This is a genomic window from Variovorax sp. J31P207, assembly GCF_030316965.1.
In the GTDB taxonomy this organism is placed as follows: Bacteria; Pseudomonadota; Gammaproteobacteria; order Burkholderiales; family Burkholderiaceae_C; genus Variovorax; species Variovorax ginsengisoli_B.
The window spans coordinates 1043322-1062414 of the sequence record NZ_JASZYN010000002.1; the positions used below are offsets into that span (position 1 = coordinate 1043322).

The following is a 19093-nucleotide window of genomic DNA, read 5'->3' on the forward strand; positions in this document are numbered from 1 at the left end:
AAGGGGTTGGGAGGCGGTGTCATGCGTCGGCGCGGCGGTCGCGCCACAAGGTCGGCGGGTAGTAGCCGGCCCAGTCGGCCTCGATGCGTTGCAAGGGCAGGTCCGACCAGACGCCGTGGTCGCGCAGGTATTCCATGTGCACCGATCCATCGGCCTTGAACTGCTGCAGCACCGCGTCGCGCGAGCCGTCGAACTCGGTCGGCGGCACACCCATCAGCGCGCACAGTTCGCGGTTGAACGCAGGCACTGCCTTCACCCAGCGCCCATCCAGGTAGAGAGCGGCCCAGCCGTGGTGCATGAACACCTCGCGTCCACCCATGGCCTGCTGCATCTTCGGCGTGCTGAAATGGTTGACCACGTCCGACAGGCCGATCGCGGCCGGGATGCCGGCGCAGCGGGCCGCGGCCACCAGCAGCGCCGCCTTCGGAATGCAGAAGGCCTGGCCTTCGGCGACCACGGTGCTGGCCCGCAAGCCCGCCGGCGTCAAGCGTACGTTGCCCGCGTCATAGCGGACCCGGTCGCGCACCGCATGGAACAGGCGCACGGCCTGCTGCGTCGGCGTCGTCGCGTTCCCGACGGCATCGGCCACGAACCGCGCCACCGCGGGAACGCCGAAGTCCAGGAAGTCCGTGGCCGCCAGGTAGCGCTCACCCGGCTCGGGCCATCCATAGGGGGTGAATTCGATCTCGCTCATTGCGAGCTCACATGCGCTTGGCGACTTCTTCGAGCATCACCTCGGTGGCGCCGCCACCGATGGTCAGGATGCGGGCATCGCGCGCCATGCGTTCCACCGGCGTGCCGATGATGAAGCCGGTGCCGCCGTGCAACTGCAGACAGGTGTGGACCACCTCCTGCAGCGTCTCCGCCGCGAAGGCCTTGAGCATCGACACCTCGCGCACGGTGTCCTTGCCCTCGGCGATCATCTGCGCGCATTGGTAGGTGAGCGCGCGCGCTGCCGCGGCCTTGGACGCGACCCAGGAGAGCTTGTTGCGCACCACTTGCTGGTCCCACAGCGTCTTGCCGAACGCCTGGCGCTGGCGCATGTAGTCCACCGTCAGTTCGATCGCGCGGGCACAGGTGCCCGCGACCAGCGCACCGACCACCAGACGTTCGTTCTGGAACGTGCTCATGATGTAGTAGAAGCCCTTGCCCTCCTCGCCCAGCAGCGCATCGGGGGCCAGCTTCAGCTCATCGAAGAACAGCTCTGCGGTGTCGGACGAGCGCCAGCCATGCTTGTCGAACTGGCGCGCAATCTTCAGCCCCGGGTTCCCCTTGTCGACGATGAACAGCGAAATGCCGCGACTGCCCTTGGCGTCGGGATCGGTGCGGGCCGCCACGATGAAGATGTCGCCATGCACGCCGTTGGTGATGAAGGTCTTGGAACCATTGATCACCCAGCCATCGGGGGTGCGCTGCGCACGCGTCTTGAGGCCGGCGACGTCCGAGCCCGCATTCGGCTCCGTGACGCACACGGCGCCCACCTTTTCTCCCGCGCAGGCCGCGGGCAGGTACTTCAGCTTCTGCTCGTGCGTGCCGCGGTGCGCGATGTGGCCGATGGACATGTCGCTGTGAACCGTGAGGGCCGAGGCCACGCCGCCGTAGCCGGAACGCGCCAGTTCCTCCCCGAGGACTACGGAGGCCAGCGGGCCCATGCCGCCACCGCCGTACTCGACCGGGTGCCGCATCCCCAGGAACCCGAGCTTGCCGAGCTCGCGGAACAGCTCGCGCGGAATCTCTCCCGAGGCTTCCCACGCATCGGCGCAGGGCACGATGCGCTCGCGGACGAAGCGGCGCACCTGCTCGCGCACCATGCGCAGGTCTTCGTCGAGCAGGTCGGGTTCCAGAAATTCGAATTCGGTCATGGGGATGGATGCGTTGAAGGATTCAGGTCGAAGAATGGCCAGGCCGAGCCATTTAATAGACCGGCGCGTCGGTCTATATTAGTCCGGCAGCGGGACGAATGCAAGCAGCGCTTGCTACACTTTGCGCCCCAAGGAGGACCGCATGACCCGAGTACGTTCGGACGACTATGAATCCAAGAGCCAGGCCATCATGGACTGTGCTGCCGCGCTTTTCGCCAAGGAAGGCTACCCCGCAGCCAAGATGCAGGATGTGGCCAAGGCATGCGGGGCGACGAAGTCGATGCTCTACCACTACTTCCCGGCCAAGGACGACCTGCTGTTCGCGATGCTGCAAGAGCATCTGCAGCGGCTGATCGCGGCCCTGGAGGAAGCCCTGACGGGCAAGGGCAAGCCGGGCGAACGGATGCAGCGGCTGGTCCAGGCCTACATGCAGAAGTCGGTCCAGTCGCGCCGACGCCACATGGTCGCGATGAGCGATGTGAAGTTCCTCCCCAAGGCCAAGCAGGCGCCGCTCATCACACTGCAGCGCCAGCTGGCCGAGCTCATCGCGGGGCTGTTGCGGGAGCTGAACCCCCATCTTTCCGATGCCCTGTACAAGCCCTACACCATGATGCTGGTGGGCATGCTCAACTGGACCGACTTCTGGTATTCATCGAGTGGGGCGGTGAAGCCTCAGGAACTGTGCGACCGCATGGCGCGCCTGTTTCTCAACGGCTTCCTGGCCGAGAAGGGCTGAGATCAGGGGGGCGCGCCATGCGCCCCTCGCTCTCACTCCACCAGCTTGTAGGTCGAGCTGGCCGGGTCGGCCTTGAGCAGGAACAGCTTGGGCGCCGCCAGATGGTTCGTCGCCGAGAAGCTGATCGGCGTCATGGCGCCTGTTTCCAGCTTGCTGACCTTCGCCAGTTCCGCGTTGGTGCAGTCCCAGGTCAGTCCCTTGCCGCAGCGCTCCATCGCCGTGAACAGAGCGCGCGCCGCAGCGTAGCCGGTGAACGAGTAGCGGTTCACGCGCGTGCGCTCTTCCGCGGAAAGATGCCGGTCCAGCTTCTCCATGAAGCCCTTCGCCTCCGGGGCGCTCTCCAGGAAGACGTAGTCCACCGTGTACACGTTCTCACCGGCCGAGCCCATCATCTTGGCACTGGCGGGCACGCGTGAAACGTAGGTCACGCCCACCGGGATCTTGTGGCCGATGCGCTCGAGTTCCTTGACCATGGTGACGTTTTCGCCGAGCACGCCGCCCGCCATCAACGCTTCGGCGCCGGCCTGCTTGACCTTGAGGATTTCCGAGGAGAAGTCCGACTGGCCCTTCTTGAAGACCTGGCTGGAGACCAGTTCCAGCTTCTTCTCCTTGGCGGCACGCTCGAAGCCGTCGCGCACGTTCTCGCCGTAGTCGTCGTCCTGCGAGATCAGCGCCCACTTCTTGCCGGGGTAGCGTTCCGCCATCTGGATCACCAGGCCGTAGACCGCTTCGCGCATGTCGTAGCCCACTGCGAACACGTTCTTGATGGTCGGCTTGTAGAGCCCTTCGTAGGTGGTGATCGGCGCCATGGCGGGAACACCGGCCTGCTTGAACAGGGACATCGCAGCCTGGGCCTGCGCCGTCCCCGAAATCGAGGTGAACGCGAAGACCTTGTCGCTGTTGAGCAGCTTTCGAACGCCCTGGATCGTGCGCGACGGCACATAGCCGTCGTCTTCGGAGACCAGGCGCAGCTTGCGGCCGTTGATGCCGCCGTTCGCGTTGGCCTCGGCGACCGCGACCTTCACGCCCAGGTTGTGCGCCACGCCCAGCATGGCGGGAGGTCCGGTCAGCGGCAGGATGTCGCCGATCACGATCTCGGTGTCGGTCACGCCCTGCTGCTGCGCCGACGCGGGCGTGGCGGCAGCGGCGGCCAGCAGGCCGGCGGCGGCAAGCCGCCAGAATTCTTGCTTCATGGATGTCTCCTGGTAGTGATGGCCATCAGCCGTTGGAAAAAGCTCGCGAGATTCAGTAGCGCAGCGGCCAGAACACCCAGGCCTGGCGCAGGTCGTGCCACATGCCGCGCAGGCCGCGCGGGTCGAAGCGCAGGAAGGCGACGATGGCCAGGCCGTAGAGAATGGTCTTGATCTCGTGCGCGCTGGTCGTCATCAGTTCGGCCAGGCGGCCGCCGAGGCCGGCCATCAGCGCCGAGAACAGCTCGGGCATGCTGACGATGAACACGGCGCCCAGCACCGCACCGAGCACGGAGCCGATGCCGCCGACGATGATCACGGCCAGCGCCTCGATGCTCAGCAGGAAGGGATAGCCCTCCACCGAGACGATGCTCATGTACATGCCCATCAACGCCCCGGCCACGCCGGTGAGCGCCGCGCTCACGAGAAAGGCCAGCAGCTTGTAGCGCACCAGGCTGATGCCCATGGTGCGGGCCGCGATGTCGTTGTCGCGGATCGCCACCAGCGCCCGCCCCACATAGGAACGCCGCAGGTTCAGCACCACCAGCACCGCCAGCACGCACATCGCCACGCAGAACCAGTAGAAGGCCCTGTCGCTGGACAGGTCCATGCCGAAGAGGACCGGGCGCTCGACCGCGATCCCGCTGCCCGCCCCGGTGAACTTGCCGCCCGCCAGGATGCCGGCGCTCACGATGTGGGCGAACGCCAGCGTGGTGATCGCCAGGTAGAGGCCGTGCAGGCGCAAGGAAGGAATGCCCACGATCAGGCCGAAGGCCGCCGGTACGACCGCCGACAGCACCAGCGCCAGTTCGGGCGGCAGGCCCAGTCGCGTGACGCCGATCGCATAGGCATAGCCGCCGAGCATGAGAAAGCCGACGTGGCCCAGAGAGATCAGTCCGGTGAACCCGGTGAGCACCATCAGGCCCAGCGCACCCACGATCGTGAACAGAATCACGGTCATGTGCGACAGCACATAGCTGCTCATGACGAAGGGGGCCCCGACCAGCGCGATCAGCAAGGCCGCCACCCAGAATTTCACCGCCGCCGAGTCCGTCAGGACCACCAGGTCGCCATATCTTTGTTTGAAGAAGCCGCTGCGCATCAGACCCTCTCGATTCTCTTTTCACCGAACAGACCGAAGGGCCGCACCATCAGGACCACCAGGATCAGGACGAAGCCGGCGATCTCCTTGAGCGTGCTGGGCAGGTAGCCGCCCACCAGGTTCTCCAGCACGCCGATCACCAGGCCGCTGACCCCCGAGCCCAGGATCGAGTCGAAGCCGCCCAGCACCGTGGCGGGAAAGGCTTTCAGGCCGAGCTCGAAGATGGTGGGCGCGAGGCCGTAGATGACCGCGAAGAAGGCACCCGCGAGACCGGCGAGGCCGGACGCCGCCGCCCACGCCACCGCCTGCACGCGTGCCGTGGACACGCCCATCAGGCGCGCCGTCTTCTCATCGGCCGCCACCGCCCGCATCGCCACGCCGAAGCGGCTTCGGCTCAGGAAGAACCAGAAACCCGCCAGTGCCAGCAGGAGCACCGCGATCACGGCGATCTGGCTCACGCGCATGCCGATCCCGCCCAGCTGCACGATGGTGTCCGCCCCCGCCACCGCGAACTTCTGCGGCGCCGCACCCCAGATCAGCGTCACCAGGGATCGCAGCATGACGGACAGGCCCACCGTCACCAGCACCACGGACAGCACCGACTCGCCGAGCATGGGGCGCATGATGAGCCGCTCGCAGATCAGTCCCAGCAGGGCGCCCACCACCACCGCCACGAGCACCGTCAGCACGGCGCCCGTGCCCAGGGTGACGGCGATCGACCAGGAGGTGTAGGCCGCGAGCATGCCCATCTCGCCCTGGGCGAAGTTGACGATGCCGGTGGCCTTGTAGATCACCGCGAAGCCCATCGCGACCAGGCCGTAGATGGCACCGATCGCCAGGCCCGAGACGACCAGTTCGATGAAATAGCTCATGACGCTTGTCCGTAGATCTGCTCGAGCTCGCGCGCGAACTTCTTGTTGATGAGGCCGCGGCGGACCTTCTGCGTGGCGGTGATCTCGCCGTCGTCGTGGTCCAGCTCTTTCTCGAGCAGCACGAACCTGCGGACGTTCTCGACCCGCGCAAAGCGAGAATTCACCTCGTCGACCACACCCTGGATGAGCGCCACCACATCGGGCAGGAGCGTCACCGACTTGAAGGTGGTGTATTGCAGGTCGCGCTCGGCGGCCCACCGGCCCACGCTGTCGAAGTCGATCTGGATCAGGCCGCCCAGGAACTTCCTGCCCTCCCCCACCACGATCGCCTCGCGGATGTACGGGCTGTCCTTCAACGCGTTCTCGATCTCCGAGGGCGCGATGTTCTTGCCGCCGCTGGTGATGATGATGGCCTTCTTGCGGTCCACCACCGCGACCTCGTCCTCGCCGCGCAGCTCCACGATGTCGCCGGAGGCGAGCCAGCCGTCGGCTTGCAGGATCTCGGCCGTGCCCTTGTCGTCGAACAGGTAGCCCTTGAAGACGCCGGGCGAGCGCAGGAAGACCTCGCCATCCGCACCGAGCTTCCATTCGGTGCCCGGCATCGCGGGTCCGCAGCTGGCATTCAGGAAGGGGCGCCCGGGTACCTGCACGAAGCCCAGTCCGCACGACTCGGTGAGTCCGTAGCCCTGGCCCACCGGCACGCCGATGATGTCGAAGAAGCGCAGCGTCTCGGGCGACACCGATGCGCCGCCGCACATGCGGGTGTGGGTGCGGTTCAATCCCATGTGGCGCTGCATGTTGCGAAACAGCGCGAGGTACCAGAAGCCGAACTCCAGCCGATCGCCCGGCGCCGTGAGCCGGCCCTTGGCCGCGCGGCGATCGGACAGCACGCGCCCGCGCTTCATGCCGATGCGGTAGACCCAGCGCGACAGGCGGGTGCTGTCCTTCATCTTGAACTCGAAGCCCTGCTGCAGCTTCTCCCAGATGCGCGGCACGCCGAGGAAGAAGGTCGGGGCGATCTCGCGGATGTTGGTGGCCACCGTGTCGACCGACTCGGCGAAGTTCACGCAGCCGCCCGAGACCAGGTGCTGCACCGTGGAGTAGGCGCGCTCCGCCACGTGGCACAAGGGCAGGTAGCAGACCGACTCGAACGGCTGGTCGTGCATCTGCCGCGCCGCGCGGTAGGCATAGGTGCCATAGATGAAGTTGCGGTGCGTGAGCATCGCGCCCTTCGGTGGCCCGGTGGTCCCGGAGGTGTAGACCAGGATGTTGACGTCGTCCGGCACCAGGCTCTCGATGCTGGCGTCGAGTCGCTCTTGCGCCGCGGCGTCCTCGGCAGCGAGCTGGTCGCCCAGTTCCATCAGGTGCATAAAACTGTGCGGCCGGCCCGGCTCGTAGCGGCGCAGGCCTTTCATGTCGACGCAAAAGAGATGCTGCAGATGCGGCAGGCCCGCTTCGCTGGCCATCGCATCGAGCACCTTGTCGGTCTGCTCCTGGTCGCCGGTGATCGCCACCTTCGCCTGGCAGTGACCGGCGATGTAGAGCACCTCGGCCCAGGGATTGGTGGGATAGATGCCCACCACCTGCACCCCGATCATCTGGGCACCCAGGTCGGCATAGAACCACTCGGGAAGTCCCTCGGCGGCGATGACGATGCGGTCGCCGCGCTGCAGGCCGAGCTTCATCAGGCCCAGCGCCGTGCGGCGCGCGTCGCGGTAGTAGTCGGCCCAGGTGCGCGTGCGCCAGATGCCGTTGACCTTCTCGCGCAGCGCCACCTGGGCGCCGCGCTCCCGGGCACGGGCCCGCAGCAGGGCCGGCAGCGTGCCTTCGCCGCGGATCAATCGCTCGTGCTCAAACATGGCTGCCCTCCGCGCCGAGGTAGGCCGCCAGCACGACCGGGTTCGCGGCCACCTCCACCGGCGTTCCCTGGGCGATCAGGCAACCGAAATCCAGCACGTACACACGGTCCGAAAGGTCCATCACCACTTGCATGTCATGTTCGATCATCAGCACCGCGGCGCCGAACTCGTCGCGGATGTCCAGGGTGAAGCGGGCGATGTCCTCTTTCTCTTCACGGTTCATGCCCGCCACAATTTCGTCGAGTAGCAAGAGGCTCGGCTCGCAGGCCAGCGCCCGGCCCAGTTCAACGCGTTTTTGCTGGCCGTAGGCCAGTTGGCTCACCGGCTTGTCGCGCAGCTCTTCGATCTCCAGGAATTCGATGATCCGCTCGACCTTCTCGCGCGCGGCGATCTCCTCGCGCCGGGGACGGCCCCAGAACGCCAGCGACTCCAGCACGGTGTAATTGAAGTGGATGTGGCGCCCGACCAGCAGGTTCTCGATCACGCTGCCCTGACGGAACAGCGCCAGGTTCTGAAAGGTGCGACCGATGCCCAGTCGGGCGAATTCGGAAGACTTGAGCTTCGCCGTGTCCTGGCCCTTGAACACAATCCGCCCCTCGCTGGGCGGCAGCACGCCGCTGACGAGGTTGAAGGTGGTGGTCTTGCCGGCGCCGTTGGGGCCGATCAGGCTCACGATCTCGCCCGGCATCACCTTCAGGCTGACATCGTTGACGGCCTTGACGCCGCCGAAACGCTTGGAGATACCGATTGCCTCCAGGACCGGGGTTGGCACGGGCGTGCTCATGACAGCCACCTCTTGCGACGCTTGTAGTGCTTCACGTCTTTCATGCTGGTGCGCCCGGGCTGCGAACTCAGGCCAAGGTAGAACTCCCGCACGTCGGCATTGCGCCGCAGTTGCTCGCCTGTGCCATCCAGCACGACGCGGCCGTTCTCCATGATGTAGGCATAGTCGGCGATGGCCAGCGCCCGGTTGGCGTTCTGCTCGACCAGCAGAATCGTCAGGCCGATGGTGTCGCGCAGCTTCTGGATGCTCTGGAAGATCTCGCTGACGATCAGCGGCGCCAGGCCCAACGAAGGCTCGTCGAGCGCCAGCACGCGCGGCCGGCTCATGAGCGCGCGCCCGATGGCCACCATCTGCTGCTCACCGCCGGAAAGGTAGCCCGCGACCGTACCGCGCAGGGCGGCCAGCCGCGGAAACAACGCGAACACGTCCTCGCGCCCACGCACCAGGGTGGCGGCGTCCTGCAGGTGCGCGCCGACGATCAGGTTCTCTTCCACCGTCAACGAGGCGAACAGGCGGCGCCCTTCGGGCACCTGCACCATGCCCAGGCGCACGATGGCGGGCGCCGGGGCCTTCTCTATGGCCTGGCCGTTCAGCAGGATCGAGCCCTTCTCGATCTCGCCGTCTTCGGCATCCAGCACGCCCGACACGGCCTTGAGCACCGTGGACTTGCCCGCGCCGTTGGATCCCAGCAAGGCCACGATCTGCCCCGGACGGACTTCCAGCGACACGTCGCGCACGGCTTCGATGGCACCGCCGTAGACAACCTGGATGTTGTGGATGGCGAGCGCGGGCTTCGGCGGGTCGGTGGAGGCTTGAGTGGTGACCATACGGCGGGAAAATGGGGGGCCGGCGGCGCCGATCCCGTCAAGATGAATATGCCCTTTTATAGACCGTCTCGTCGGTCTGTCAATTCGCGGATTATGAGAGGCTTCAGCAGCCTTGAGGCTGGGGATTACCCTTGATGAGCCCGTGTTCGCGCGAATCGGAATGTCGGGCACGACCTCCTGGCGCGCGTGTCAAGCACTCAGTCGCCGTAGGCCAGCAGGCAGTCCTGGCTGGCCGTCGCCACGTGCCGCCCCTCGAGGTCGTGGTAGTGCGCAATGGAGAGTCCACGTCCATGCGCCGCATGCAGGCTCTCCGACGCCACGTGCAGCCAGCGGTCGCAGCGCGGTACCCGGTGCAGCCACACGCCGTGGTTGAGGCTGGTGATGTAGATCGGCCGCTCGCCCGCCCGCTTCAGATGCGGGGCCATGCTGCAGAAGTTGAGCCACCAATCCGATAGATAGGCAAAGCACGCGGCCTGCAGCCGCGGCACATCGGGCAAGCCGTGCGGCACCCGGATCCAGTAGCGGAATCGATGATCCGCCGTGGCCCCGGCCAGTTGGCGTTCCGCATCCGGGATGCGGAACTCGATGCAGTCGTTGACATCGCGGCCATAGCCGCCCATCAGCGCCAGCTGGTCGCGCAGCTGCGAGGACACCTGCGCCAGGCCAGGCAGGCGCTCGGGATCTTCATCGGCAAGTACCGGGCTCGGACGCGCATGCGCCGGCCCGTCCAGAGGCAACGCGCAACTCACCTGGGCCTGGAGCACTGTGCGCTCTCCCTGCGTTCCGCGCACACCCGCCGAATCGAAGCGCTTGCCGCTTTGCAGTCCCGACACCGTGTAGTCGACCGGCCTGTCAGGCATCGCGCCCTGCAGGAACAGGAACTGCATCATCGTGGGCTCGCGCTCCGGCGGCGCCTCGAGCAGCGCCGCATGGAAGGCCTGCCCCAGCAGCTGGCCGCCGTAGGAGCGGCCGTTCTGGTTCGAGTCGCCATGACGACTGCGCCAGGTCTGCGGCGCGATCCGGTCCAGCGCCATCCGCTCTGCCAGCGTGATGGCGTGGTCCCCAGCCACGCCGCTCACGGCGCGGACGGCCCGGGCCGGCGATGGCCATTCGTACGCGGCTCAATGCCCGGCTTCAGTCGCCAGTCCGCACCGAACTCGTCGAGCCGGTGCAAGGGCATGGGTGCCTCCTGGCCGATGCCGCGCAGACGCCGGGTGAACGAGTCGATGTAGTCGGCCCGCGTCTGCGGCGTGGTGTAGTGGATGGACCACGACGCATGCGGCGCAAGCACCTCGAATCCCGCATAGGCCAGCGTGCCATGGAGCAGGTGCCACAAGTTCACGTCCAGATGGGCCAGCAGGCCGTCGGGCTCCACCATGCCGGGCAGGCACGCGGTACTGGTGCACACCAGCGCGCGCCGCCCCTTCAGGCCGCCGGTGTCGAAGCGCCGGCCCTTGCCGTACACCACGCCATTGACGAACACGCGGTCGAACCAGCCCTTCATGATGGCCGGCACCGAGAACCACCACAGCGGGAACTGCAGAATCAACAGGTCGCAGGCGAGCAACTTGTCGATCTCTGTCTGGATGTCCGGCGCGAAGGCCTGGTGCTCGTGGGCGTGCTTCTGCTCGCGGTCGTATTGCAGCGCATCCGGAAATCGCCTTTCGACGAAGTCCTCGGCACTGGCGACCGGATTGAAGCCCATGGCATAGAGATCGGACAGCACGACCTGGTGACCCTCTTCCTGCAGCACCTGCATCGATCGGTCCAGCAAGGCGCGGTTGAAGGATTTCGGTTCCGGATGGGCGTAGACGATCAGTATGTTCATTGGCAAAGGGCTTGAGCGACAGTCGAAGGGCCCACCGGCGATGCGGGCAGACATTCCTTGAGCGGCACGGACTCGTCGCCCAGCACGAAGGCATCCACCTTCGCACCCGCGGCGACCAGCCGCTTGGCGAGCATGAAGTCGGCCGGCCGGTTCACCGCATCGGCGGCGATCACGACCCCCTCCTTCAGGTAGAAGGCGACGAAGCGCCGCGATGCGACATCGCCGCGCAACACGCAGGCCTCGTGGCCTTGCGACAGGCCGACCATCTGCAGCTTGAGGTCGTACTGGTCGGACCAGAACCACGGCACGGCACAGTTCGGCTTGGGCTTGCCGCACAACATCGACGCGGCGGCCCTGGCCTGCTCCAGCGCGTTCGGTACCGACTCGAGGCGAATGCGCCGGTTGTAGAGCGCGCTGTGATGCACGGTGCAATCGCCCGCCGCGAACACGTCAGGGTCGGAGGTCTGCGAGAACTCGTCGACGATGATCCCGCCGTCGATGGCGAGTCCGGCCGCCAGCGCCAGTTCCACGTTGGGGAGCATGCCGATGCCGGCCACCACGATGTCGGCGGCAATCCGCTCGCCCGAGGCACACACCAGCGCCGTGATGACGCCGTCGCCCGCCAGTTCCACGCGCTCGACGGACGACCCGGTGCGCAGGTGCACGCCCGCCTCGCGATGCACGGCTTCATAGAAGGCCGCCACCTCCGAGCCGGTGACCCGCGCGAGCACGCGCGGCAGGGCCTCGATCACCGTCACCTCGGCGCCGAACTTGCGCGCGGACGCCGCCAGTTCGAGCCCGACATAGCCACCGCCCACGACGACCAGGCGCGTGCCCTCCTTCAGTCCCGCGCGGATCGCATCGGCATCCGATAGCGTGCGCAGGCAGTGGAGGTTGCGCGGCGTGGCACCCGCATTCAGCCCGGGCAGCTCGAGGGTCCGCGGGCGCCCGCCCATGCACAAGGCGAGCTTCGTGTAGGGCATGACCCGCCCGTCCTGAAGATGGACCCAATGACCCGCCCGATCGATACGGGCGACATGCGCGCCAGGATGCCTCTCGACCCCTGCCGCCTCGTAGGCCGACGCCGGCCGCAGGGCGAGCGCGTCGAAGGTCGCGGCGCCATGCAGGTATGCTTTGGACAGTGGCGGTCGCTGGTACGGCAGCACGGCCTCGTCGCCGATCAGGTCGATGCGGCCGAGCCAGCCTTGCTGCCGCGCCGCTACCGCCAGTTCGGCGCCGGCATGGCCGGCGCCCACGATCAGAAGAACTTCGTTTTCAAGCATGCGGTCCCCAGAGAATTTCGACAATCCCTATCCGAACAAGTCGCACATAGACCGTCTTGTCGGTCTAATAATAGACCTGCTGCGGCATGTTGACAAGCGGTGCCCATGCCGCTTCGGAGGACTCCCGGCAAGCATCGTCGCCGCACCAACACACCACAGGACCAAGCCATGACACGGGTACGCGCAGAAGACTACGACGAGAAACGACAGTCGATCCTGGACCAGGCCGCGGCGCTGTTCGCGCGCAAGGGCTTCGAGGGCTCGACCATGATCGAGGTGGCGCAAGCCTGTCGCGCCTCGAAATCGCACCTCTATCACTACTTCGCCCGCAAGGAGGATCTGTTGTTCGAGATCGTGCGCGTGCACATCACGGCGCAACTCGACGAACTCGAGACGGTCGTGAACCAGGCCTTGCCGGCCGAAGAACGCTTCGACCGCTATGTCGAGACCTTCGTGGCGCGCGGGGCCAACTCGCGCAACGAGCACCTGGTGCTGATGAACGACATCAAGTTCCTGCCCGACGTGCAGCGGCGTGAGGTGCGCAAGCTCGAGAAGCGCATCGTGGACCTGCTGGTCGGCGTGCTGCACGAGATCAATCCCGAACTGATGCCAGCACGCTCGCCGCGCGGTCCCTACGCAATGCTGCTGTTCGGCATGATCATCTGGACCTTCACCTGGTACGAGAAGAGCGGCGCGATACCGCCGCGCGAACTGGCCGCGCGCATCTCGCAGCTGTTCGTGCACGGCTTCAAGGGACAGCGTTTCGTTCCGCCGGCCATGGGCAAGCGCTGAGGGGCCGCATCAATCACCCGCGGCGTCGTCTTCACCGACCCACACCACGCAGTCACCGGTCGGCGCGCGCGCAGTGCGAAAGCCATTCGCGGGATGCGAAGCGTCGGCCGTCCCGAACGAGATGCCGCACACGATCCGGCGGTCCTGCGGAATGTCGAGGTGCGCACGAAGCACGGCCGGATGTGCGGCGACCGCCGCCTGCGGAATCGCGGCGATGCCCAATGCTTGTGCGGCAGTGAGAAAGTTGGCGACGTACGCGCCGCAATCGACGGCGCCATAGGTCCCGAGCGCCTCGTCGGCGGTCACGATGGCCAGGTGCGGAGCGCCGAACAACCTGAAGTTCTCGCTCGCCTGCCGTGCCGATGCCGCACGGTCGCCCTCGGCGATGCCGACCGCCGCATAGAGATCCATGGCGCAAGCACGCCGGCGTTCGCGGTAGACGCCGTTGTAGGCTCGCGGCCAGGGCAGGTCAGGTGCCGGGGCGTCGGTTGCGGCGGCCTGCAGCGCCTTGCGCAGCCGCTCCAGACGCGGGCCACTGGCGATGTAGACCTGCCAGGGTTGCGCGTTGCACCATGAGGCGGTGCGCTGCGCCGCGTCGAGCACGCGCAGGATCTCCTGTCGAGCCAGCGGCGCAGGCAGGAACGCACGGCAACTGTGGCGTTCGACCAGAAGCGAGCGCAGCGTGTCGAACGCGAACGATGCTTCAGCCATGCACCAACCCCGCTTGCGGGCGCCGCCGCGACGAGTCCTGTTGAAGAGTCTTATTCATGAGGGTCAGCCGCCGACAACACCCCGGTCGTGCAGACGGCCGAACTCGGCGCTGTCGACGCCGAGCACCGAACACAGGACCTGCTCCGTATCGGCCCCGAGCCGGGGCGCCGGCTGCACCGCACGCCGCGGCACCGCGGAGAAATCGAGCGGCAGGCCTGGTGCCAGCAAGCGGCCCACGCCAGGCTGATCGATCTCACCGAACATCGGGTTGGCCAACGAACAGGCGGAGTCCTCTTTCACGAGCTGGGTCACCGTCTGGTATTTGCCCCAGCAGACGCCGTGACGATCGAGATGCGCGGCCACTTCCGCGAACGACCTGGCTCCGATCCAGCGTGCGACCACGGCTGCGATCTCCTCGCGCGCGAGGAAGCGGCCGCCCTCGCGCGCAAGGTCGAGCCCGGTGCGCTGGCCGAGCGTGGCTATCTCCGGGCCCATCGCGAGCGCATCGCACAGCGAACGCCATTGCTTTCCCGTGAGGCCGACCACCATTACGCGCATGCCGTCGGCGGTCGAGAAGTCACGGCCGAAGGCCCCGAACAGGTGATTGCCGTGCCGGCTCCGTTCCTGCCCCAGTTGGGCCTCGGCCAGCAAGCCCAGGTTGCCCGCCGCGGCGAGCGCCACGTCTTCCAGCGCCAGCTTCACATGCTGCCCCGCACCCCGCCGCCGCCGATGCCGCTCCGCCGCCAACAAGCCAGCGGCAGCCATCTGGCCGGTGATGAGGTCCCAGGCCGGCAGCACATGATTGACCACGGTTTCGGCTTCGCCGTCACCAGTGAGGTAAGGCAGGCCCATCCGGGGATTGATCGTGTAGTCCACGGCCGAGCCGCCATGCCGGTCGCCCTGCACGGTCAGCTGGATCAGGTCACCGCGCCGCTGCCGAAGGCTCTCGTGGTCGAGCCAGCCACGCGGCGGGAAGTTGGTCAGCAGCAGGCCCGCATCCTCGCCGGGCGCGGCGATCAGCGCCATCGCGAACTCCCTGCCCTCGGCCGAGCCGAGGTCGAGCGCGACGGATTTCTTGCCCTTGTTGAGCCCGGCCCAGAACAAGCTGGTGCCGTCCTCGGTGATCGGCCAGCGCCGGTAGTCCAGGCCACCGCCCAGCGCATCGATGCGGATCACCTCCGCCCCCATCTGGGCCAGCGTCATGCCGCCGAGCGGTGCCGCAACGAAGGCGGCGGCCTCGACCACGCGCATGCCTTCGAGCAAGTTGCCGTTTTCCATTTCCCAGCTCCTCAATGTGTGTGGGCCGCCGACCGGGAGGGCCTGGCATCAGCCAGCGCCTGTTCGAGCAGGCTGCGTGCAATGACCTTGAGCGCCAGCGTCTCTTCGGCACCTTCGAAGATCGACAGCACGCGCGCGTCGACGAAGTAGCGGCTCACCGGACTCTCCTCCGCATAGCCGTTGCCGCCGTGCAATTGCAGTGCCTCCCGGGTCACCCATTCGGCCGAGTGACAGGCCAGTAGCTTGACCAGGCTGGCCTCCATGCGACCCCCGCCTTCGTCGAGCGTTCGCGCCACGGCGTAGGCGAGCCGCTGGCAGGCAGCGTAGCGCGCGCCCATGCGCGCCAGCTTGGCGAGCGTCAGCGGGCAGTCGAGCAACGGTGCACCGAAGACCTTGCGATCCTCGGCGTAGCGCACGGCCGCGCGAATCGCGGCACGCATGACGCCCGAAGCCCGCCCCGCGGTCTGCATGCGGCCGCCCATCATGCCGGCCATCGTGAAATAGAAGCCCTTCCCCAGACCCGCTGCGCCGCCGACCACGTGGCTGTCGGGAACGAACAGATCGTCGAACGACAGCTCGAACGAGTGCATTCCGCGATAGCCGATGGTGGCTATCGCCTTGCCCGCGAGCCCACCGCCGCCTTCCGCTTCGCTCTGGCGATAGGCGAATGCGTGGCCTTCGTCCGAGGGCTTTTCCACCAGCATCAGGCTCAGCCCGCGATGGCCTGCCGAGCGATCGGGATCGGTGCGTACCACCACCATCAGCAGCCCCGCCTTGCCGGCAAAGGTGCACCAGGTCTTGGCCCCGTTCAGACGCCAGCCGCCTTCGACACGCGTGCCGCGCAGCATCAGGCTGGCGACATCCGAGCCGTAGTCCGGCTCGGTGATCGCGATCGCGCACAGTGGATCACCGGCCGCGATGCGCGGCAGCCAATGGGCTTTCTGTTCCTCGCTACCACCGGCCATCAGCGCGCGGCTGAGGATCTCCGGCCGCGTGATCAGGCTGCCGGCGCCCGCCAGCGACGCCTCGGACAGAGCCTCGGTGACCAGCACCATCAGCAGCGTATCGTCGCGGTCGTTCGGCGCGCTGCCGCCGAAGCGTTCGGGCACCGACAGGCCGAACACGCCCATTTCGCGAAGCGGCTGCAACAGGCTCTCCGGCACCGTGAGGTCATGGCGGTGCAATGCCTCCGCCTGCGGCGCCACCACATCGGCGGCAAACCGACGAAAAGCATCCTGCGCCATGGCATGCGCCTCGCCGAGTACCACGCCGCCCACATCGCCGCCGGCATCCGCCAACGCCCGGCCGGTCGCCTGCAGCGCAGCCGCATTGCCGGCCGAACGGCGCAACGCGACCCACGCGGGATCCGACGCCAAGGCCTGGACCGGCGCGATGCCGAGCCCGAGTTCGAGACAGAGCATTTCGGTGCGCGCCAGCACCGCGCCGATGGCGTCGATGCCGAAGACCAGCGCCAGGCCGCTCTCGAGCGCATTCGCGCCGCTGGCAACGCCCTGGATGGCCGTCTCGGCCGCGAGCAGATCGGCGCTGGCCCATGCCAGCTCGTAGCTGGCGACCTGCAGCGCATCGAAACGCGGTGCACTGAAGACGCCGGCTTCAGTGCAGGACTGCGCCAGCGCCTGCGTCGCCTGCTCGAAGAGCGGGCGCAAGCGCGCCAGCAGCGAAGCGCAGACCTGGATGTCCTTGTTGGCGACCATGGCAGCGCGCCTCAAGCCGCGGCCAGCGCGTCGAGCGCCAGCCCGGCAACGGAACGGCCCGTGTCGGCGCAGGCCTGCGTGCCGCCGTCGCCGTAGGCCTTGACCGCATCGCCCACGTGCCAGAGATTCGGCAGCGGCGTGGTCTGCGGAAGATCGTAGCCACCGCAGGAACGCTGCGCCGGCCAGACGTCGCGCATGACCCGCACCGACAGCATCTTCGCGTTCGCGAAGCCGGGAAAGAGATCGCGCAGATCCTGTAGCGAGGCCTCGACCTCGGGCTCGTTGTCGAAGTCGCCGAGCGCGGGGTGCGGCACCGCGTAGGCCACGTACTGATGCCAGCCTTCGGGCGCGAGTTCGGGGCAGGTTGCGGTCAGCTCGCCAATATTGCAGAGGCGGCGCGTGCGCCCGAAAGTGACCAGGCCCGGCGCATCGTAGAGGCGCTCGCGCGTGGCGAAGTTGATGACGATGTTGGCGGCCGGCCTCGGTCCGGTCGTCGACAGCGCGACGTACTCGGAACCCAGGGCTTCGGCCCCCGGCAGCATGGCGGTCGCATGCGGCCCGATGTTGCTGATCACGGTGCGTGCATGGACGCGCAAGGTCACGCCGTCCTTGACCAGGTCGACGCCTGTGGCGCGGCCGTTCTCGATGTTCAGTGCCGCCACCGGCGCGTCGAGCCAGACTTCGCCTCCACGGCGGCGGATCGCATCGGTCAGGTCGTTCCACAGCCCGACCGTGCCACGCGGACAGAAGCCGAAACGCTTGAACGCGCCCTTGACCGCGAAGTAGGTCAGGAAGGCCCGTGCGGGCAGCTCGTCCGAGTTGGCCGCGAAGATGGCCGCGCAGAGATTGCGGAAGATCGCATGGACGGTCTCGTTCTTGGTGTACTGCGACAGCCACTCCTTGGTCGTGAGCTTGGCCTCGGGCAGGTCGCCGCCGCGCGCATCCGCGAACTTGGCGCCGATCTTCGCCGCCTGCTTGGTGAAGCCGCCCAGCAGCATGCCCCAGCCGCCCTTGGCGACGTTGATGATCTTGCCGTCGATCAGGAAGACGGTCGCGGGGTTGGGCTCCCGCAGATCGAGCTCGACGTCGAGCAAGGCGAAGGTCTCTTCGAAGGTAGACCCTTTCTCGATCGCGATGGCGCCGATGTTGACGGTGAAGCCGTCGATCTGCTCGCTCGATGCGCGGCCGCCGACACGGCCGAGGCTCTCGGCCACCAGCACCTTCTTGCCTGCGGCCACCAGGCGTGCGGCCACGCTGAGGCCTCCGGCGCCGGCGCCGATCACGACGGCGTCGTAGCGGATGGGATGAATCACGGTCTCGCTCATGATGATTTTTCTCCTGGGGATAGATTCGTTGCGTTCAGAATGGCGGCAGCACGGCGCAGCGTTTCGCGCGCGCGCAGCACCACCGGTAGATCGACCATCTTTCCGGCGAACTCGATGGCGCCCCGGCCCTCGCGCTGCGCGGTCTCGAAGGCAGTGACGACGCCTTCGGCGTGCGCCAGTTCGCGGGCCGAAGGCGAGAAGCCCTGGTTGAGCACGGGAACCTGCGCCGGATGGATGCAGAAGGCGCCCACGAAGCCCAGGTCGCGCGCCAGGCCTACCTGCAGCGCGCAGGCCTGGAGATCCGAGAACTCCGCGATGGACGAAGGAAAGCCCAGCGGCAGAATGCCGGCGCGGCGGCATGCAAAAACCACCATCTGGTTGGGCGTGAACAAGGTGGCTGGCGTCGGCACCATGCCCGCGCTGGCACAGAAGTCTTCCGACCCGAGGATCATGCCGAGCAGGCGCGGCGAGCTGGTGGCAATGGCGTCGAGCTGCGGCAGCGCCGACACGTCTTCGATCTGCGCGATCAGCCAGGTATGGCCTGCCTGCAGGCCCAGCTTCCGCTCGCAAGCCGCAACCTGCCGGTCTGCCGCGATCACCTGCTGCGGCGTATCGACCTTGGGCAGCACGATGGCGCGCACGGCAGCCCCGACCGCGGCGTCGATGTCCTGCGTCGCCATCCCGGCCTCCGCATTCACGCGCACCAGCACCGCCGTGCCGTGGCCGGCCACGGCGGCCGCGCGGACGGCTAGCGCTTCGCGCGCCTGCGCCTTGCGCGCCAGCGGCACGCTGTCTTCCAGGTCGAGGATCACGGCATCGGCGCCGCGTTCATGGGCGCGTGCGACGAACTTGTCGACATGCGCGGGCACGAAGAGCATCGAGCGCCAGATCGGCCGCGCGAGCTCATCGGGACCTCGGGACGTTCCCAT

Annotated in this window: 18 protein-coding genes; 2 read left to right on the forward strand and 16 right to left on the reverse strand. The window is 67.2% G+C overall.

Going from position 1 to position 19093, the window contains the following annotated elements; translation table 11 throughout:
* Positions 1-19 precede the first annotated feature (19 nt).
* Together QTI68_RS10640 and QTI68_RS10645 are read right to left on the reverse strand one after the other, a co-directional pair.
* A complete protein-coding gene (locus tag QTI68_RS10640) occupies positions 20-694 on the reverse strand; it encodes a transglutaminase-like domain-containing protein (protein ID WP_286521428.1) in 675 nt (224 codons plus the stop codon).
* A 7-nt stretch (positions 695-701) separates the two neighbouring features.
* Entirely contained in the window at positions 702-1862 is a 1161-nt protein-coding gene (locus QTI68_RS10645) for an acyl-CoA dehydrogenase family protein (RefSeq protein WP_286521430.1), read from the reverse strand.
* A 142-nt stretch (positions 1863-2004) separates the two neighbouring features.
* On the opposite strand from QTI68_RS10645, the gene QTI68_RS10650 reads away from it, so the two are divergent.
* A complete protein-coding gene (locus tag QTI68_RS10650; protein WP_286521432.1) occupies positions 2005-2598 on the forward strand; it encodes a TetR/AcrR family transcriptional regulator in 594 nt (197 codons plus the stop codon).
* A 32-nt stretch (positions 2599-2630) separates the two neighbouring features.
* Here QTI68_RS10650 and QTI68_RS10655 read toward each other — a convergent pair whose 3' ends face one another.
* The 9 genes from QTI68_RS10655 to QTI68_RS10695 all read right to left on the reverse strand — a co-directional run bounded on the left by QTI68_RS10655 (position 2631) and on the right by QTI68_RS10695 (position 12343).
* Positions 2631-3791, reverse strand: a complete 1161-nt coding sequence (locus QTI68_RS10655; protein ID WP_286521433.1) for an ABC transporter substrate-binding protein — start codon at positions 3789-3791, stop codon at positions 2631-2633.
* Between the two features lie 52 nt (positions 3792-3843).
* Positions 3844-4890 (reverse strand): branched-chain amino acid ABC transporter permease, encoded by a 1047-nt coding sequence (locus QTI68_RS10660; RefSeq protein WP_286521434.1) that lies wholly within the window; start codon positions 4888-4890, stop codon positions 3844-3846.
* Positions 4890-5762, reverse strand: coding sequence for a branched-chain amino acid ABC transporter permease (locus QTI68_RS10665; protein ID WP_286521435.1), 873 nt, complete (start codon positions 5760-5762; stop codon positions 4890-4892). The genes QTI68_RS10660 and QTI68_RS10665 overlap by 1 nt, the downstream gene beginning before the upstream one ends.
* Positions 5759-7621 (reverse strand): AMP-dependent synthetase/ligase, encoded by a 1863-nt coding sequence (locus QTI68_RS10670; RefSeq protein WP_286521436.1) that lies wholly within the window; start codon positions 7619-7621, stop codon positions 5759-5761. Before QTI68_RS10670 ends, QTI68_RS10665 begins: the two co-directional genes overlap by 4 nt.
* Positions 7614-8405 carry an ABC transporter ATP-binding protein gene (locus QTI68_RS10675; RefSeq protein WP_286521438.1) on the reverse strand — a complete coding sequence of 264 codons (792 nt, stop codon included), beginning with the start codon at positions 8403-8405 and terminating at the stop codon, positions 7614-7616. Before QTI68_RS10675 ends, QTI68_RS10670 begins: the two co-directional genes overlap by 8 nt.
* On the reverse strand, positions 8402-9232 hold the full coding sequence (locus QTI68_RS10680) for an ABC transporter ATP-binding protein (protein ID WP_286521584.1): 831 nt from the start codon (positions 9230-9232) through the stop codon (positions 8402-8404). The genes QTI68_RS10675 and QTI68_RS10680 overlap by 4 nt, the downstream gene beginning before the upstream one ends.
* Positions 9233-9429: 197 nt before the next feature.
* Positions 9430-10302: an acyl-CoA thioesterase gene (locus QTI68_RS10685; protein ID WP_286521439.1), complete on the reverse strand. Its 873-nt coding sequence runs from the start codon at positions 10300-10302 to the stop codon at positions 9430-9432.
* A 5-nt stretch (positions 10303-10307) separates the two neighbouring features.
* Entirely contained in the window at positions 10308-11060 is a 753-nt protein-coding gene (locus QTI68_RS10690) for an NAD(P)H-dependent oxidoreductase (protein ID WP_286521440.1), read from the reverse strand.
* Entirely contained in the window at positions 11057-12343 is a 1287-nt protein-coding gene (locus tag QTI68_RS10695) for an NAD(P)/FAD-dependent oxidoreductase (protein ID WP_286521442.1), read from the reverse strand. Before QTI68_RS10695 ends, QTI68_RS10690 begins: the two co-directional genes overlap by 4 nt.
* A gap of 168 nt (positions 12344-12511) precedes the next feature.
* Between QTI68_RS10695 and QTI68_RS10700 the strand changes: the two genes are divergently transcribed.
* A complete protein-coding gene (locus QTI68_RS10700; RefSeq protein ID WP_286521443.1) occupies positions 12512-13135 on the forward strand; it encodes a TetR/AcrR family transcriptional regulator in 624 nt (207 codons plus the stop codon).
* A 9-nt stretch (positions 13136-13144) separates the two neighbouring features.
* Here QTI68_RS10700 and QTI68_RS10705 read toward each other — a convergent pair whose 3' ends face one another.
* From QTI68_RS10705 to QTI68_RS10725, 5 genes are all read right to left on the reverse strand, one after another.
* Positions 13145-13846, reverse strand: a complete 702-nt coding sequence (locus QTI68_RS10705; protein WP_286521444.1) for a nitroreductase — start codon at positions 13844-13846, stop codon at positions 13145-13147.
* A gap of 63 nt (positions 13847-13909) precedes the next feature.
* On the reverse strand, positions 13910-15124 hold the full coding sequence (locus QTI68_RS10710; protein ID WP_286521445.1) for a CoA transferase: 1215 nt from the start codon (positions 15122-15124) through the stop codon (positions 13910-13912).
* A gap of 11 nt (positions 15125-15135) precedes the next feature.
* A complete protein-coding gene (locus QTI68_RS10715) occupies positions 15136-16839 on the reverse strand; it encodes an acyl-CoA dehydrogenase family protein (protein WP_286521446.1) in 1704 nt (567 codons plus the stop codon).
* Between the two features lie 11 nt (positions 16840-16850).
* Positions 16851-18164, reverse strand: coding sequence for a phytoene desaturase family protein (locus QTI68_RS10720; protein ID WP_286521448.1), 1314 nt, complete (start codon positions 18162-18164; stop codon positions 16851-16853).
* Positions 18161-19093, reverse strand: a complete 933-nt coding sequence (locus QTI68_RS10725; RefSeq protein WP_286521449.1) for an HpcH/HpaI aldolase/citrate lyase family protein — start codon at positions 19091-19093, stop codon at positions 18161-18163. Before QTI68_RS10725 ends, QTI68_RS10720 begins: the two co-directional genes overlap by 4 nt.

Coding starts and splice junctions, on each gene's coding strand:
- QTI68_RS10640 (WP_286521428.1), bottom strand. CDS start 694: ATGAGCGAGATCGAATTCACCCCCTATGGATGGCCCGAGCCGGGTGAG.
- QTI68_RS10645 (WP_286521430.1), bottom strand. CDS start 1,862: ATGACCGAATTCGAATTTCTGGAACCCGACCTGCTCGACGAAGACCTG.
- QTI68_RS10650 (WP_286521432.1), top strand. CDS start 2,005: ATGACCCGAGTACGTTCGGACGACTATGAATCCAAGAGCCAGGCCATC.
- QTI68_RS10655 (WP_286521433.1), bottom strand. CDS start 3,791: ATGAAGCAAGAATTCTGGCGGCTTGCCGCCGCCGGCCTGCTGGCCGCC.
- QTI68_RS10660 (WP_286521434.1), bottom strand. CDS start 4,890: ATGCGCAGCGGCTTCTTCAAACAAAGATATGGCGACCTGGTGGTCCTG.
- QTI68_RS10665 (WP_286521435.1), bottom strand. CDS start 5,762: ATGAGCTATTTCATCGAACTGGTCGTCTCGGGCCTGGCGATCGGTGCC.
- QTI68_RS10670 (WP_286521436.1), bottom strand. CDS start 7,621: ATGTTTGAGCACGAGCGATTGATCCGCGGCGAAGGCACGCTGCCGGCC.
- QTI68_RS10675 (WP_286521438.1), bottom strand. CDS start 8,405: ATGAGCACGCCCGTGCCAACCCCGGTCCTGGAGGCAATCGGTATCTCC.
- QTI68_RS10680 (WP_286521584.1), bottom strand. CDS start 9,232: ATGGTCACCACTCAAGCCTCCACCGACCCGCCGAAGCCCGCGCTCGCC.
- QTI68_RS10690 (WP_286521440.1), bottom strand. CDS start 11,060: ATGAACATACTGATCGTCTACGCCCATCCGGAACCGAAATCCTTCAAC.
- QTI68_RS10695 (WP_286521442.1), bottom strand. CDS start 12,343: ATGCTTGAAAACGAAGTTCTTCTGATCGTGGGCGCCGGCCATGCCGGC.
- QTI68_RS10700 (WP_286521443.1), top strand. CDS start 12,512: ATGACACGGGTACGCGCAGAAGACTACGACGAGAAACGACAGTCGATC.
- QTI68_RS10705 (WP_286521444.1), bottom strand. CDS start 13,846: ATGGCTGAAGCATCGTTCGCGTTCGACACGCTGCGCTCGCTTCTGGTC.
- QTI68_RS10710 (WP_286521445.1), bottom strand. CDS start 15,124: ATGGAAAACGGCAACTTGCTCGAAGGCATGCGCGTGGTCGAGGCCGCC.
- QTI68_RS10715 (WP_286521446.1), bottom strand. CDS start 16,839: ATGGTCGCCAACAAGGACATCCAGGTCTGCGCTTCGCTGCTGGCGCGC.
- QTI68_RS10720 (WP_286521448.1), bottom strand. CDS start 18,164: ATGAGCGAGACCGTGATTCATCCCATCCGCTACGACGCCGTCGTGATC.
- QTI68_RS10725 (WP_286521449.1), bottom strand. CDS start 19,093: ATGGGAACGTCCCGAGGTCCCGATGAGCTCGCGCGGCCGATCTGGCGC.